Source organism: Williamsia sterculiae (assembly GCF_900156495.1).
Taxonomy (GTDB): Bacteria; Actinomycetota; Actinomycetes; order Mycobacteriales; family Mycobacteriaceae; genus Williamsia_B; species Williamsia_B sterculiae.
On the sequence record NZ_FTNT01000007.1, the window covers coordinates 81,029 to 95,584 of the forward strand.

The following is a 14,556-nucleotide window of genomic DNA, read 5'->3' on the forward strand; positions in this document are numbered from 1 at the left end:
CGTAGACTCACCTGTCATGCCTGAGACCAGCGGGGTCACCCGCCGCCGTATCGGCGTGATGGGTGGGACTTTCGACCCCGTCCACAACGGTCACCTGGTGGCCGCCAGCGAGGTCGCCTACCGCTTCGCGCTCGCCGAGGTGGTCTTCGTCCCCACCGGTCGGCCGTGGCAGAAGCTCCGCCATGGTGGCGACGAGCGCCGAGTGTCCGACACGGCACCGGTCAACCCCGTCAGCCCGGCCGAGGACCGCTATCTGATGACGGTCATCGCGACCGCCTCCAACCCGCAGTTCAGCGTGAGCCGGGTGGACATCGAACGCGAGGGCGACACCTACACCGTCGACACCCTGCGCGATCTCGCGGCCCAGCACCCGACGGCGGAGCTGTACTTCATCACCGGGGCCGATGCCTTGGCATCCATTCTGTCCTGGCAGGACTGGCGGGAACTGTTCGAGCTGGCCCGCTTCGTCGGCGTCAGCCGCCCCGGATACGAGTTGGGTACCGCCCACCTCAACACCCACCTGCAGACACTGCCGTCCGATGCGCTGCATCTGCTGGAGATCCCCGCCCTGGCCATCTCGTCCACCGACTGCCGTGACCGTGCCGCCACCGGGCGACCGGTCTGGTACCTCGTACCCGACGGTGTGGTTCAGTACATCCACAAGCGGCAGCTCTACCGACCCGGCCGTCCGGAGTGGACGGCCGTCACCGGCCCGTCGGGAACGCCGCAGACGAGAGAGGATTCCGTGTGACCGCCTCACCCGAAGCGATCGCGATGGCGCGGATCGCCGCCGCCGCGGCGACCGAGAAGATCGGCGAGGACGTCGTGGTCATCGACGTGTCCGATCAGCTGGTGATCACCGAACTGTTCGTGATCGTCTCGGCCACCAACGAGCGGCAGGTCGGCGCGATCGTCGACGAGGTCGAGGACAAGCTGCGTGCGGCCGGGTTCAAACCGGTTCGCCGGGAAGGCACCCGGGAGGGTCGGTGGGCCCTGCTCGACTATGTCGACATCGTGGTGCACATCCAGCACGTCGACGAGCGGCAGTACTACGCCCTCGACCGTCTGTGGAAGGACTGCCCCGTCATCGACGTCTCGGACGTCGTCGAGTGAGCGCCGCAACCGATCCGCACGACAGTGCCGTCGAACGTCTCACCCCGGTGGTGCGTCGATTGATCCTGCTGCGGCACGGCCAGACCGAGTACAACGCCGCGAACCGGATGCAGGGGCAACTCGACACCGACCTGTCGGACACCGGGGTCGCGCAGGCCGCCAATGCCGCCGAGGTGCTGAGCTCTCGCGACCCGCTGACCATCGTCTCCTCGGATCTGCGCCGCGCCAAGGACACCGCGGACGCCCTCGGTACCCGGGTGGGTGTGTCCGTGAGCCTCGATGACAGGCTGCGCGAGACCCATCTCGGCGAGTGGCAGGGCCTGACACACCTCGAGGTGGACGACCGGATGCCGGGTGCGCGCCGCACCTGGCGTGACGACGCCGGCTGGCGGCCACCGGGCGGGGAGAGCCGGGTCGATGTGGCCGCCCGCAGTGTTCCGGTGGTCGAGGAGCTCGTGGCGGGGCTCGACGACTGGGGCCGAGGCCCGACCCCGGACGCGCCGGTGGTGCTGGTCGCCCACGGTGGGGTGATCGCCGCACTCACCGCGGCGTTGCTCGGTCTCCCGGTGCAGTACTGGCCGGTGTTCGGCGGTTTGGCCAACACCAGTTGGGTGCAGTTGTCGGGACACGGAGAGACTCCCACCTGGCGGCTCGACGTGTGGAACGCCTCGGCCGAGGTCGTCACCGCGGCGGTGTTGTGACGGATCGGGGAGCGCTGCTCGTCCTGTCGGACTCACTGGCCTACTACGGGCCGGAAGGCGGTCTGCCCGCTGACGATCCGCGGATCTGGCCGAGCTTGGTCGCCGACGAGCTCGACCTCGACCTCGAACTGTTCGGACGTATCGGCTGGACCACCCGTGACGTCTGGTGGGCGTTGATCCAGGATCCGCGGATCTGGTCGGTGATACCCCGGGCGCGTCTGGTGGTGCTGGCGATCGCGGGGATGGACACGTTGCCGTCGCCGCTTCCGACGGCCCTGCGTGAGGATATCCGTTACATCCGTCCGGCGCGGTTACGACAGTGGGTCCGCGCGGCCTACGGACGCCTGCAGCCGCTGCTGTCACCGGTGGGGTGGCCGATCGCCCTGCCCGCGTCGGCAACGGTGGACCATCTGGAGAAGATCCGGTCGTCGTTGGCGGCGGTCCGTCCGGACCTGCCCGTGGTCATGGCGCTCCCACCGACCCATCGCAGCCCGTACTACGCGGGGGTGCACACCGCCCGTATCCCCACGACCACGGCCATCCGTCGGTGGGCGGACACGCACCGGGTACCGACCGTCGACTTCTATCCCACCACCGCACACCATTTCGCCGAGGGTGACTGCAACCCGGACGGCATCCACTGGGGTTTCGACTGCCACCGCGACATCGCGGGTGTCGTGGTCGGCGGTGTCCGCGACCTGGTCGGCAGTGGATCGGTTGACGACCCCGCCGGGGTGCGGCCGTGAGCATCGTCGTCGTCACCGACTCGTCGGCCCGCCTGCCCGCCGCGGTGTACGAGGCGTACGGCATCCGCCAGGTGCCGCTGCACGTCATCAACGGTGACCTGAACCTCCGCGAGGGCGTGGACGAGGTCCCCGCCGATCTGTTGACCGACCCGACCACCACCACGTCGGGACCGTCACCCGCAGAACTCGCCGAGGTGTACGGCGATGCCCTGGACGCCAGCGACGGTGACGGGGTGATCGCGGTGCACATGTCGCGCCGCCTCAGCGGCACCTGGGCCAGTGCCCGGATGGCCGCCGACGAACTCGGCGGCAAGGTGCGGGTGGTCGACTCCCGCTCGGTCGGCATGGCGGTCGGCTTCGCCGCGGTCGCCGCGGCCAAAGCCGCCGCAGAGGGTGCGGACCGGGATCGCGCATACGAGGCCGCGATCCGGGCCTCGGCGACATCGGACTCCCTCATCTGTGTGCAGACTCTCGATCAGTTGCGTCGCAGCGGGCGGATCAGCGCCGCGACACGGCTGTTCGGTACCGCACTGTCCATCAGACCTGTGCTCGCGGTGGTCGACGGCTCACTGGTGGTCCGCGACAAACAGCGCACCTTTGGCAAGGCGACCGCCAAGATGGTGAACGCCACGGTCGACGCGGTGGCCGCACGGCCGACCGTCGTCGGCGTCCTGCATTCGGGCGCACCGGATGCCGCAGACGCCGTCGCCGACGAGCTCGGCCGACGATTGGGCAGTGTGACGTCGTTGCTGATCAACGACATCGGGCCGGTACTGACCAGTCATGTCGGCACCGGGGCGGTCGGTGTGGTCGTGTGCCCGCAGATGTCCGCTATCACCGGAGTCTGAGCGCGCTCCGGCCGTGTTGTCCACAGTCGCGGATCCATCCACAGCGGTGCGCGAAACCGAGGGGAGCTCCGCGGACCGCGCATAGCTTCGGTCCATGCGCAACAGGCAGAATCCGCGAGACGCCCGGAATGCGGGACCGACGCGCAGCGGGTTGGATCGACTCGGGCCGCCGGCGGATCGCGTGGGTGGCGGGGGTACGGCGGTACACGACGCCGACGATCGGGATGCCGGGGTCGACGTGGGCGAGGCGGATTCGCCGATCGGCGGCATGGCCACGGGCGACGAAGCCCGTACCGGGATCTCGCCGAGCTGGGTTGTTCCCACCATGCCCGCGTGGCTGGACGACCAGGACGGCCGCGATCGGTTCGACCCGCGACATGCCAGGGGACGCGAGGACGCCGACGACGATGACGAACCGGTTGGCCGGCGTACCCCGCCGACGGCTGTCGCATTGATCGTCATCGGCCTGATCGCCTGCGCGGTGGCCGGTTACACGATTCTGACCGGCGATGACGACGGCGCGATGACGCCCGTGGCCTTTCCCACGACAGCCGGTGCGACATCCGCGGTTGCGGGTTCGGCGGCTGCCCCGGTGTCCGCGATGCCGTCGAATGCTTCGACACCCGCACCGGCCGCGAAGTCGGTCGTCAGCGTGGTCGGTCTGGTGCGTCGGCCGGGTTTGGTGCGGTTGTCACCGCAGGCGCGGATCGCCGACGCGATCGACGCGGCGGGCGGTGCCAAACCGGGTGCGGACATGTTGGGACTCAACCTCGCCCAACCAGTGCACGACGGTGATCAGATCCTGGTCGGCTACTCCGACCCGACAGCAGGCACCCTGCACAGTGCGGTGGTGTCCGGTGGACAGGGCGCGGGAGGTCAGCCGCCGGCCGGTGGTGTGGTGCCGACCAGTGGTTCGCCGACAAGTGGTCCGGCGGGTACGAGCTCGGCGGCGACCGGGGCGGGAAAGGTCAACGTGAACACCGCGACCGCCGAACAACTCGACACCCTGCCCGGAGTGGGCCCGGTCACCGCTGCCGCGATCATCGCCTGGCGGGATGCCCACGGTCGGTTCGGGTCGGTCGACCAACTCGGCGAGGTCGACGGTATCGGACCGTCGCGACTGGCGAAGCTGCGTGAACTGGTCTCGGTGTGAGATCCGGCCACGACACGCGTCTGATCGCACCCGCGACGGGATGTTGGCTGGTGACGGTCGTCGGGGTGACGACCCCGGTCGCGGTGACGATGACGATCGCCGGGATCGCGGCCGTCGCGGCGACGTTCACCGTCGGGGTGTGTCGGCGCCGTCCGTTCCGGCAGCTACCGGTGGTGGTCGGGACGCTCGCCATCGTGTGCGGTTTCGGCCTGGCGGTGGCAGCCAGAGAACATCAGGTGCACACCCACCCCATCCGGGGTCTGCTGGGGCAGAAGGTCACGGTGGACATCGTGGTCGGTGACGACCCGCGTGTCTTGCGCGGCGCGGGCCCGCCCCGGGTGTGGGTGCCGGTGGACGTCGTGGCGATGACGCGGTCGACGGATGGTGTGCCGGCGGTACGTGGGGTGCGCACGGTGGACTGTCTGTTGATGGCGCCCGCGGACACCTGGGGGTCGGTGGTTCCCGGACAACGGATCCGGGCTCTGACGTCGGTGCGCGCGCCGCTGCGCGACGACCTCACCGCGGCAACACTCACGGTCACCTCGGCGCCCCGCGTCATTCGTGGCCCACCGCCTCATCAACGGGTCGCGCTGACCGTCCGGCAGCGGTTCGCGGAGGTGTCCACCCGGGCTTTGCCCGCACCGGAGTCCGGTCTGCTCCCGGGGTTGATCCTCGGTGATGTGTCCGGCCAGGGGCAGGAACTGCAGGATGCGTTCCGGGCGTGTGGTCTCAGTCACCTCGTGGCGGTCTCGGGGGCAAATTTCGCCATCACGGTCGGTGCGGTGTTGCTGTTGCTCCGCGCGACGGGTGCGCCGACCTGGGTGGTGGTGTCGGCGGCGCTGGTCGTCATCGTGGCCCTGGTGGTGCTGGTGCGACCGTCGCCGAGTGTGGTGCGGGCGGCGGTGATGGGTGTGGTCGGGGTGGTGGCGTTGCTGGTGCAACGCCGGGCTCAGGCGCTCCCAGCGCTCGGGACGGCGATCATCGTCCTGCTGCTGGTCTGGCCCGCACTCGCCGTCGAGCCGGGTTTCGGTTTGTCGGTGCTCGCCACCGCGGGGCTGATCCTGGTCTCACCCGTCGTCCGGGACAGGCTGCGCAACCGTGGGCTGCCCCGCACGCTCGCCGACGCCGTGGCGGTCGCGGCGACCGCCCAACTGGTGACCATCCCGATGGTGGTGATGATCTCCGGTCAGATCTCGCTGGTCGGCTTGCTGGCCAATCTGTTGGTCGGACCGGTGGTGCCCGTCGTCACGGTTATCGGAACCGTCGCGGTAGTGGTGGGAATGCTGAGTCCGCGGATCGCGGTCCTCGTCAGCGATTTCACCGGCCCGGAGTTGTGGTGGTTGGTGCAGATCGCGCGTCGGCTTTCCGCGTTGCCGGGCGCCTCGGTCACCGTCCCGGATGGGGTGTTCGGCGCGGTTGTCGCCACGCTGGTGATCGTACTGGCGGTCGCACTGGTCACCGTCGCACGATGGCGCGGGACTGTCGGCGCGGTCTGGCAGCATGTCTCGGGTGAGCTCCACCGACACCGCACCGGTTCAACTACTGCTCGGCGACGAGGATTTCCTGGTCGAGCGCGCGACGTCTTCGGTGGTGGCCGCCGTGCGCGAACGGGCGGGCGGCACCGAGATCCCGGTGACCCGGGTGCGCGCCGGTGAGGTGACCGAAGCGCAACTGATCGAATTGTTGAGCCCGTCGTTGTTCGCCGACGAGCGGATCGTCGTGGTCACCGACGCCGATGAGGCGGGCAAGGAACCGGCGGCACTGATCGCCGATGTCGCGGGGTCGATACCCGAGGGGATCACCCTGGTCGTCGCCCACTCGGGCGGTGGTCGCGCCAAATCGATGGTGGCCGCCCTGAAGAAGGTCGGTGCCGAGGTGCACGACTGCGCCTCCATCAGTAGATCATCCGATCGGATCGCGTTCGTGCGCAACGAATTCCGATCCCACGGGGTCAGGGTGGGTCACGACGTGAGCGACCGGTTGATCGAGTCGATCGGCTCGGATCTGCGGGAGTTGGCGGCGGCTGCCGCCCAGTTGGTCTCCGACACCGCAGGCAAGGTCGACGTGGCGGCGGTGGACCGCTATTACAGTGGTCGACCGGAGGTGACCGGTTTCGAGATCGCCGACCTCGCGGTGGGTGGAGACCGGGCCGCGGCCCTGGAGAGTCTGGCGTGGGCGGCGCATCACGGAGTGGCCCATGTCCTGCTCGCAGACGCATTGGCCGAGGCGGTGCACGGTATCGCCCGAGCACGGGGCATCGGCCGCCTCGATCAGTACGCGGCCGCCTCGGAATTGGGCATGCCTCCGTGGCGGGCGAAGAAGGTGTTGGGTCAGGCCGCGGGTTGGAACCGCGAGTCGGTGGCCGCAGCGCTGCAGGTGGTGGCGACGCTCAACGGTGAGGTCAAGGGGCAGGCCGCCGACGCCGACTTCGCCCTGCAACGTGCGGTGGGCGCGGTTGCCGACCTGCGGCCCACCCGGCGCTGACCTGAGCGATCCACCCACAGACAACGACCACCCCGACGACCGCGTGGTGTCGTCGGGGTGGTCGATACCTGTTGCTTCCCGGGCCCCCGGTCGGTCCTCAACGGACGATCCAGGGGCGGGTAGATCAGAGCTTGTTCAGCGCGCTCGCCATGGCCGACTTGCGGTTGGCGGCCTGGTTGCGGTGGATGACACCCTTGCTGGCGGCCTTGTCGAGCTGGCGACTCGTGCTGACCAGCAGTTCACCGGCCTTGGTCTTCTCGCCGGCGTCGACCGCCTCGCGGAAGTGGCGGACGGCGGTCCGCAGCGACGACTTGACCGAGTGGTTGCGCCGACGCGCTTCCTCGTTGGTCCGGATCCGCTTCATCTGCGACTTGATGTTTGCCACGCGTACATCTTCCTTCTCGTTCGGCCGGTGTGGCCGGGGTGAATTCCTGTGTGCGGCGCCCGCCGCTACGTCTCAGCTGTTCGGTCGGTGCCTGCGGTCGATCCCGGGTCCCTCGTGTGGACCGGGTCGGTAGCGGTGCCGACGTGCCAGCGGTCTACGGTACCAGCCGGAATGCGCCGCTCCCAAACCACGGCCGACTCTGACCGGACCCATGCCGATCCGCGTCCCATGTAGCACGATGTCACCCATGACCCCAGGGACCTCAGCGGACACCAGAACTCCGAAGCGCTCCGCGGGCGGCGATCAGAAGTCGAAGAAGTCCCCCAGGGCGGCGTCCAAACCGGCCCGCAAACCGGACCGCGGTCCGTCCGCGACCGGTTCGGGCCGATCCGATGCCGCCACCGGCATCTTCTCCGAATACGGTGGCCGACCCGAGTCACCAGCCTTCGACGAGATGTTCACCCCCGAGGCGCACGTGCGGACCCCGTATCGCGGTTTGCAGAAGTCGTTGTCGGCGTCGGACCAGGCCGACCTCGAGACCCGCGTCGACGCATTGGGGCGCGCCTACCTCGATCAGGGCATCACGTTCTCGCTCTCGGGCAAGGAGCGGCCGTTCCCCCTCGATGTGGTGCCCCGGGTCATCTCGGCATCCGAGTGGGGGAAGCTGGAGCGGGGAATCACCCAGCGGGTCCGTGCTCTGGAGATGTTCCTCGACGACATCTACGGCGAGCAGGAGATCCTGCGCGACGGGGTGGTGCCCAAGCGTCTGGTCACCTCCTGCGAGCACTTCCATCGACAGGCCGCGGGTATCAAGCCGCCCAACGGGGTGCGCATCCACGTCGCGGGCATCGACCTCATCCGCGACGAGAAGGGCGACTTCCGCGTCCTTGAGGACAACCTGCGCGCGCCGTCGGGGGTCTCCTACGTGATGGAGAACCGTCGCACCATGGCCCGGGTCTTCCCAGACCTGTTCGCCTCCCACCGGGTGCGGGCGGTGGCCGACTACTCCAGTCATCTGTTGCGGGCGCTGCGTGCCTCGGCCGCCTTCAACGAGGCCGACCCCAACGTGGTGGTCCTCACGCCCGGCGTCGCGAACTCGGCCTATTTCGAACACTCGCTGTTGGCCCGGCAGATGGGGGTGGAACTGGTCGAGGGTCGCGATCTGTTCTGTCGCGACAACGTCGTCTACATGCGCACCACCGAGGGAGAGCAACGCGTCGACGTCATCTACCGACGGATCGACGACGATTTTCTCGATCCCATGCAGTTCCGCCCCGATTCGATGCTCGGGGTCGCGGGTCTGGTCAACGCGGCGCGGGCGGGCAACGTGGTCATCTCCAGCGCGGTCGGCAACGGGGTCGGAGACGACAAACTCGTCTACACCTACGTTCCCGAGATCATCGAGTACTACCTCGGCGAGAAGCCGTCGCTGGGCAACGTCGACACCCTGCGGTGCTGGCTGCCGGACGAGTGCGAAGAGGTTCTCGACCGCATCGACGAGCTGGTGGTGAAACCGGTCGAGGGATCGGGTGGATACGGAATCGTGTTCGGTCCCAACGCGACCCGTGACGAGCTCGATACCTTGGCCCGCAAGGTCCGACAGGACCCGCGCGGCTGGATCGCCCAACCGGTGGTGCAGTTGTCCACCGTCCCCACCAAGATCGGTGACAAGCTGGTCCCGAGGCATGTGGACCTGCGCCCGTTCGCCGTCAACGACGGCGAGTCGGTGTGGGTGCTCCCCGGAGGTCTGACCCGGGTGGCGCTGCCGGAAGGGTCGTTGGTGGTGAACTCGTCGCAGGGCGGCGGTTCCAAGGACACCTGGGTGCTCGCCTCGCGCACGTCGGCGGACGAACGTGAACTCTCCGGTGACGAGCTCGTCAGTCCGTCGGATGTTCCGCAGACCAATCAGATCGAGCACGGCCCGGAGCTGGCCGCGGCCCAGCAGCAACAACAGCAGCAGGGGCGCAACGGATTCCAGATGCAGACGCAGGGGGTGTCGCGGTAGATGTTGGCGCGTAACGCGGAATCGCTGTACTGGATAGGTCGCTACGTCGAGCGCGCCGACGACACGGCGCGCATCCTGGACGTGGCCGTGCACCAGCTCCTGGAGGACGCCACCGTCGACCCCGACCGGGCCTGCCGGCTGATCCTGCAGGTGCTCGGGATGCCGTGGCCGCCCGATGACGAGTCTCTCGACGTGTGGTCGCTGACCGAACGTGTCTGCTACGACCGCAGCGAGCTCGGTTCGATCGTCGACTGTGTCGCCAACGGGCGGGAGAACGCGCGCGGTGCGCGCGAGGTGACCTCCAGTGAGATGTGGGAGTGCCTGAACACCACCTACAACGGCCTCTCGGACGCGGAACGCAAGGCCCGCAAGCTCGGCCCGCACGAGTTCCTCGACTACGTGAAGAACCGGTCGGCGATGTTCGCGGGACTGGCCGATGCGACGCTCAGTCACGACGACGGCTACCGATTCCTGCTGTTGGGTCGATCGGTCGAACGCGTCGACATGACGGTCCGCATGCTGCTGTCCCGCGCCGGTGACCGCAGCGGTTCGCCCGCGTGGGTCAGCGTGTTGCGATCGGCGGGTGGGCACGACACCTATCTGCGTACCTACCGCGGGGCGCTGGACGCCAACCGGGTGGTGGAGTTCATGCTGCTCGACCGACTGTTCCCACGGTCGGTGTTCCACGCGATCACCCTGGCCGAGGAATGCCTGATGGAACTGGACAACCGGCCCAACAGTCGGATCGGGGCCCGTGCCGAGGCGCAGCGGCTCCTGGGGAGGGCCCGTAGCGCATTGGAGTTCATGCGCCCGGGAATGCTGCTCGACGATCTGCAGGAACGACTGCTCGACCTGCAGGACACCTGCCGTGACGTCAACGAGGCGGTGACCGCGCAGTACTTCCACGTCGCGCCGTACGTGGCCTGGACAGATGCCCGGGCGAACGACGAGGAGCACTTCATCGAGGAGGCGGAACTGTGAGCTGGCGACTACGCGTGGTCCACGACACCGGGTTCGCCTACAACGCACCGGTCACGTCGTCGTACAACGAGGCGCGGTTGACCCCGCGCAGCGACAACCGACAGAACGTCATCGTCAACCGGGTGGAGACCATCCCGGCGACCCGGTCGTACCGGTACACCGACTACTGGGGTACCGCGGTGACCGCCTTCGACCTGCACGCCCCGCACGAGGAACTCGAGGTGTCGGGATCGTCGGTGGTGGAGACCGACACCGGCCCGGGCGACATCGAGCACGTCGGCTGGGAGGCCTTCGGCGACCCGAGGATCGTCGACCGCTTCGACGAGATGTTGACCAACACCGAATACGTCCCGCGCAGCAGACAGTTGGCGTCGGTGGCGAAACGGTTGGCCAAGGGGCTCTCACCCGACGAGGCCGTGATCGCCGTGTGCCGCTACGTGCATGAGGAGATGCAGTACGTACCCGGGACCACCGGGGTGCACTCGTCGGCCATCGACGCGTGGAAGGAGCGCAGCGGCGTCTGTCAGGACTATGCGCACCTCACCCTGTTGATGCTGCGCAGTCTGGGTATCCCGGCGCGCTACGTCTCCGGATACCTGCACCCCAATCGCGACGCGGTCATCAACGAGACCGTCGAGGGACAGAGTCACGCCTGGATCGACGCGTGGACCGGTGCCTGGTGGGGTTACGACCCCACCAACGACATCCCGATCAACGAACAACACGTTTCGGTGGGTATCGGCCGCGACTACTCCGACGTCCCGCCGCTCAAGGGCATCTACACCGGCGGCGGCGCCACCGACCTCGATGTGCTCGTGGAGATCACCCGCCTGGCCTGAATCCCGATCGTCCACGCGTCGGGTGGGCCGACATCGACATGACGGCCGGACGCTCAGCTCCAGCCGTAGCCGCTGCGCAGGCGGTTCGCCACCTGGTCGAATCGGTCGCGACCCATGATGGCGCCCTCCCGGCGGATGCCGTCCTCTTGTACCTCGAGTACCCGGTCGAGGCGGACGAACGACTCGCGATGTTCGCGATCCCACTCACCGGTGCCCACGGACATCCAGTCCGCGTCGTCGCGGCGGTGACCCTGGCTCGACAGCATCAGCCCCAACAATCCGGCACCGGACCGCCCGACCACCAGTACCGGACGGTCCTTGCCCTGGTTGGCGTCCTCCTCGAAGGTGACCCAGGTCCACACCACCTCACCGGGGTCGGCGCGGCCGTCGAGTTGGGGCGCGTAGTCGATACGCATGGCGTGGTCGGCGGTCGGATGCGTTCGTGCGCGACGGTCGGGCGACGGAGCCCTGCCCGACGGACCGGGCCCGCCCGGACCCGGTGCGCCGTTGTCGTTCATCGCCCTGCGGACCTCGCGGATGAGCCGCGGACCGTGCTGTTGGGCCAACTGCAGCGCGAGTCTGCTCCAGGAATTCATTCCTTCACTCCCACAGCATTCATTCCCTCACACCTACAGGATTCATTCCTTGACACCTACAGAATTCATGCCGTCAACCTAGAACAGGGCGGCGAACACCGCGTCACCGGTCAACGCCGCGACCGGCTTGCGATCGGGTCGTAGGTCGTGACCGACACCGGCGATCTCCACCAGCGTGGTCGGGCCCGGGACCAGCTCCAGGGCGGCGACGAGTTCGTCGTGGGTCGCGAAGGGGTCGGAGGCGCCGTGCACCACCACGACACCGCAGTCGATCTCGGGAAAGTGTTCGGTGCGCAGACGGTCGGGTTTACCCGGAGGATGTAGCGGGTACGAGGTCAGGATCAACCCGTCGACCAACCCGGGGGACTCGGCGGCGACCATCGACGCCTGCCTGCCGCCGTAGGAGTGACCGCCGACGAACACCGGCACATCGCGGTCGACCACCGCGCCGACGTGGGCGGTCGCCGCGCGGATGCCGTCCCTGTCCCGTCCGGCACCCGACGGGCTCGGAGGTCCCTTGGGTCGTCGTTGCCGATACGGCAGGTCGATGCGCGCCACCGCCAGTCCACGGGCACACAGCTCGTCGGCCACCGCGACGAGGATCGTGGCCTCGCGATTCGCGCCCGCACCGTGCGCCAGCACCACCACGGCCCTCGGGTCGGCATCCGGACGGTGCAGAGTTCCCACCACGCGGTCCTCGGAGGCGCCGCCGTCATCGTCGGATACGTCGAATTCGGAGACGGAGCTCACCCGCCGACCGTAGCGGACGTGGCTGGACCGTGGGTGCGCGCCGACGGCGTGCGAAACTGGAGGTCGACCCGCACGTCAAGAGGAGTGAGTTCGATTACCGGTTTCGCCGACACGACGTTCACCGATCCCTCCAGGATCAGGAACTTCTGCATCATCGCGCACATCGACCACGGGAAGTCGACGCTGGCCGACCGCATGCTGCAACTGACCGGAGTGGTCGACGAACGGCAGATGCGCGCGCAGTACCTGGACCGGATGGACATCGAGCGGGAGCGCGGTATCACCATCAAGGCGCAGAATGTTCGTCTGCCGTGGCAGATCCGGGACGCCGAGGGGACGGCCGAGGATTATGTGATGCACCTCATCGACACCCCCGGACACGTCGACTTCACCTATGAGGTGTCGCGCGCCCTGGAGGCTTGTGAGGGTGCCGTCCTGTTGGTCGACGCCGCGCAAGGTATCGAGGCGCAGACGCTGGCCAACCTGTACCTGGCCATGGAGAACGACCTCACCATCATCCCCGTGTTGAACAAGATCGACCTGCCGGCAGCCGACCCGGACCGTTATGCCGCCGAACTCGCCCACATCGTCGGCTGCGAACCCACCGACGTGCTGCGGGTGTCCGGTAAGACCGGGGTGGGTGTGTCGGAACTGCTCGACGAGGTGGTGCGGCAGGTCCCGGCACCGGTCGGGGACGCCGAGGCTCCGGCGCGGGCGATGATCTTCGACTCGGTCTATGACACCTACCGCGGCGTGGTCACCTACGTCCGCGTGGTCGACGGGTCCGTGGTCCCACGCGAGAAGGTGCAGATGATGTCCACCGGCGCGACCCACGAACTGCTCGAGGTGGGCATCGTGTCGCCGGAGCCGAAGTCCACCAAGGGTCTCGGGGTCGGCGAGGTGGGGTACCTCATCACCGGGGTCAAGGACGTACGCCAGTCGAAGGTCGGTGACACCGTGACCACCGCCCGGCACGGCGCCACCCAGGCGTTGACCGGTTATCGGGAGCCGCGGCCGATGGTCTACTCCGGGTTGTACCCGGTGGACGGCTCCGACTACCCGGTGTTGCGGGAGGCGTTGGAGAAACTGCAACTCAACGACGCCGCGCTCACCTTCGAGCCCGAGACGTCGGTGGCTCTGGGCTTCGGATTCCGTTGCGGCTTCCTGGGATTGCTGCACATGGAGATCACCCGGGAGCGTCTGCAGCGCGAGTTCAATCTGGACCTGATCTCCACTGCGCCCAACGTGGTCTACCGGGTGGAGATGGAGGACGGCAGCGAGCACGTGGTGACCAACCCCTCGGACTGGCCAGAGGGCAAGACGCGCAAGATCTTCGAGCCGGTGGTCAAGACCACCGTCATCGCGCCGAGCGAGTTCATCGGCGCGATCATGGAGTTGTGTCAGTCCCGCCGTGGCGAACTCGGCGGTATGGACTATCTGTCGGAGACCCGGGTGGAGCTGCGTTACACCCTGCCGCTGGCCGAGATCATCTTCGACTTCTTCGACGCCCTGAAGTCGCGTACCCGCGGTTACGCCAGTCTCGATTACGAGGAGGCGGGGGAACAGGAGGCTGCGCTGGTCAAGGTGGACATCCTGCTCCAGGGCGACGCGGTGGACGCGTTCAGCGCGATCGTACACAAGGACGCGGCATTCGCGTACGGCAACAAGATGACCACCAAACTGCGCGAATTGATCCCGCGCCAGCAGTACGAGGTGCCGGTGCAGGCCGCGATCGGTTCGAAGATCATCGCCCGCGAGAACATTCGAGCCATTCGCAAGGACGTGCTGGCCAAGTGTTACGGCGGCGACATCTCCCGAAAGCGAAAGCTGTTGGAGAAGCAGAAAGAGGGCAAGAAGCGGATGAAGACGATCGGTCGGGTGGAGGTTCCGCAGGAGGCCTTCGTCGCCGCCTTGTCGTCGGACGCCGCCGGCGACAAGCCCAAGGGAAAGTAGGC

15 protein-coding genes are annotated in these 14,556 nt (G+C 68.0%); 12 read left to right on the plus strand and 3 right to left on the minus strand.

The window, feature by feature from the left end; genetic code table 11:
• Window positions 1–16: 16 nt before the first annotated feature.
• The 8 genes from nadD to holA all read left to right on the plus strand — a co-directional run bounded on the left by nadD (window position 17) and on the right by holA (window position 7,045).
• Window positions 17–751 (plus strand): nicotinate-nucleotide adenylyltransferase, encoded by a 735-nt coding sequence (gene nadD / locus BW971_RS12415; RefSeq protein WP_083709877.1) that lies wholly within the window; start codon window positions 17–19, stop codon window positions 749–751.
• The gene (rsfS, locus tag BW971_RS12420; RefSeq protein ID WP_076480022.1) at window positions 748–1,113 is read left to right on the plus strand and encodes a ribosome silencing factor; all 366 of its coding nucleotides are present in this window, start codon (window positions 748–750) and stop codon (window positions 1,111–1,113) included. The genes nadD and rsfS overlap by 4 nt, the downstream gene beginning before the upstream one ends.
• Window positions 1,110–1,814: a histidine phosphatase family protein gene (locus BW971_RS12425; RefSeq protein ID WP_076480024.1), complete on the plus strand. Its 705-nt coding sequence runs from the start codon at window positions 1,110–1,112 to the stop codon at window positions 1,812–1,814. The genes rsfS and BW971_RS12425 overlap by 4 nt, the downstream gene beginning before the upstream one ends.
• On the plus strand, window positions 1,811–2,560 hold the full coding sequence (gene octT, locus BW971_RS12430; RefSeq protein WP_076480027.1) for a diglucosylglycerate octanoyltransferase: 750 nt from the start codon (window positions 1,811–1,813) through the stop codon (window positions 2,558–2,560). The genes BW971_RS12425 and octT overlap by 4 nt, the downstream gene beginning before the upstream one ends.
• Window positions 2,557–3,408 (plus strand): DegV family protein, encoded by an 852-nt coding sequence (locus BW971_RS12435; protein ID WP_076480029.1) that lies wholly within the window; start codon window positions 2,557–2,559, stop codon window positions 3,406–3,408. The genes octT and BW971_RS12435 overlap by 4 nt, the downstream gene beginning before the upstream one ends.
• 94 nt (window positions 3,409–3,502) lie before the next feature.
• Window positions 3,503–4,561 (plus strand): ComEA family DNA-binding protein, encoded by a 1,059-nt coding sequence (locus tag BW971_RS12440; RefSeq protein WP_076480031.1) that lies wholly within the window; start codon window positions 3,503–3,505, stop codon window positions 4,559–4,561.
• 65 nt (window positions 4,562–4,626) lie between these two features.
• Entirely contained in the window at window positions 4,627–6,216 is a 1,590-nt protein-coding gene (locus tag BW971_RS21920; RefSeq protein WP_143690336.1) for a ComEC/Rec2 family competence protein, read from the plus strand.
• Window positions 6,104–7,045: a DNA polymerase III subunit delta gene (gene holA / locus BW971_RS12455; RefSeq protein WP_234974395.1), complete on the plus strand. Its 942-nt coding sequence runs from the start codon at window positions 6,104–6,106 to the stop codon at window positions 7,043–7,045. The genes BW971_RS21920 and holA overlap by 113 nt, the downstream gene beginning before the upstream one ends.
• A gap of 124 nt (window positions 7,046–7,169) precedes the next feature.
• On the opposite strand, the gene rpsT is transcribed toward holA, so the two are convergent.
• The gene (gene rpsT / locus BW971_RS12460; RefSeq protein WP_076480038.1) at window positions 7,170–7,430 is read right to left on the minus strand and encodes a 30S ribosomal protein S20; all 261 of its coding nucleotides are present in this window, start codon (window positions 7,428–7,430) and stop codon (window positions 7,170–7,172) included.
• Between the two features lie 247 nt (window positions 7,431–7,677).
• On the opposite strand from rpsT, the gene BW971_RS12465 reads away from it, so the two are divergent.
• The 3 genes from BW971_RS12465 to BW971_RS12475 are packed head-to-tail and all read left to right on the plus strand — an operon-like array spanning window position 7,678 to window position 11,255.
• On the plus strand, window positions 7,678–9,435 hold the full coding sequence (locus BW971_RS12465; protein WP_143690337.1) for a circularly permuted type 2 ATP-grasp protein: 1,758 nt from the start codon (window positions 7,678–7,680) through the stop codon (window positions 9,433–9,435).
• Window positions 9,436–10,416, plus strand: a complete 981-nt coding sequence (locus tag BW971_RS12470; protein WP_076480042.1) for an alpha-E domain-containing protein — start codon at window positions 9,436–9,438, stop codon at window positions 10,414–10,416.
• A complete protein-coding gene (locus tag BW971_RS12475; RefSeq protein WP_076480044.1) occupies window positions 10,413–11,255 on the plus strand; it encodes a transglutaminase family protein in 843 nt (280 codons plus the stop codon). The genes BW971_RS12470 and BW971_RS12475 overlap by 4 nt, the downstream gene beginning before the upstream one ends.
• Before the next feature lie 53 nt (window positions 11,256–11,308).
• On the opposite strand, the gene BW971_RS12480 is transcribed toward BW971_RS12475, so the two are convergent.
• Both BW971_RS12480 and BW971_RS12485 read right to left on the minus strand, forming a co-directional pair.
• Complete coding sequence (locus tag BW971_RS12480; protein ID WP_076480046.1) at window positions 11,309–11,851, minus strand: type II toxin-antitoxin system PemK/MazF family toxin; 543 nt, start codon at window positions 11,849–11,851, stop codon at window positions 11,309–11,311.
• A gap of 78 nt (window positions 11,852–11,929) precedes the next feature.
• The gene (locus BW971_RS12485; RefSeq protein WP_200799427.1) at window positions 11,930–12,601 is read right to left on the minus strand and encodes an alpha/beta hydrolase family protein; all 672 of its coding nucleotides are present in this window, start codon (window positions 12,599–12,601) and stop codon (window positions 11,930–11,932) included.
• 84 nt (window positions 12,602–12,685) lie between these two features.
• On the opposite strand from BW971_RS12485, the gene lepA reads away from it, so the two are divergent.
• Window positions 12,686–14,554 carry a translation elongation factor 4 gene (gene lepA, locus BW971_RS12490; protein WP_143690338.1) on the plus strand — a complete coding sequence of 623 codons (1,869 nt, stop codon included), beginning with the start codon at window positions 12,686–12,688 and terminating at the stop codon, window positions 14,552–14,554.
• The last annotated feature ends 2 nt before the right edge of the window (window positions 14,555–14,556 follow it).

Coding starts and splice junctions, on each gene's coding strand:
- nadD (WP_083709877.1), top strand. CDS start 17: ATGCCTGAGACCAGCGGGGTCACCCGCCGCCGTATCGGCGTGATGGGT.
- BW971_RS12440 (WP_076480031.1), top strand. CDS start 3,503: ATGCGCAACAGGCAGAATCCGCGAGACGCCCGGAATGCGGGACCGACG.
- BW971_RS12465 (WP_143690337.1), top strand. CDS start 7,678: ATGACCCCAGGGACCTCAGCGGACACCAGAACTCCGAAGCGCTCCGCG.
- BW971_RS12470 (WP_076480042.1), top strand. CDS start 9,436: ATGTTGGCGCGTAACGCGGAATCGCTGTACTGGATAGGTCGCTACGTC.
- BW971_RS12480 (WP_076480046.1), bottom strand. CDS start 11,851: ATGAATTCCTGGAGCAGACTCGCGCTGCAGTTGGCCCAACAGCACGGT.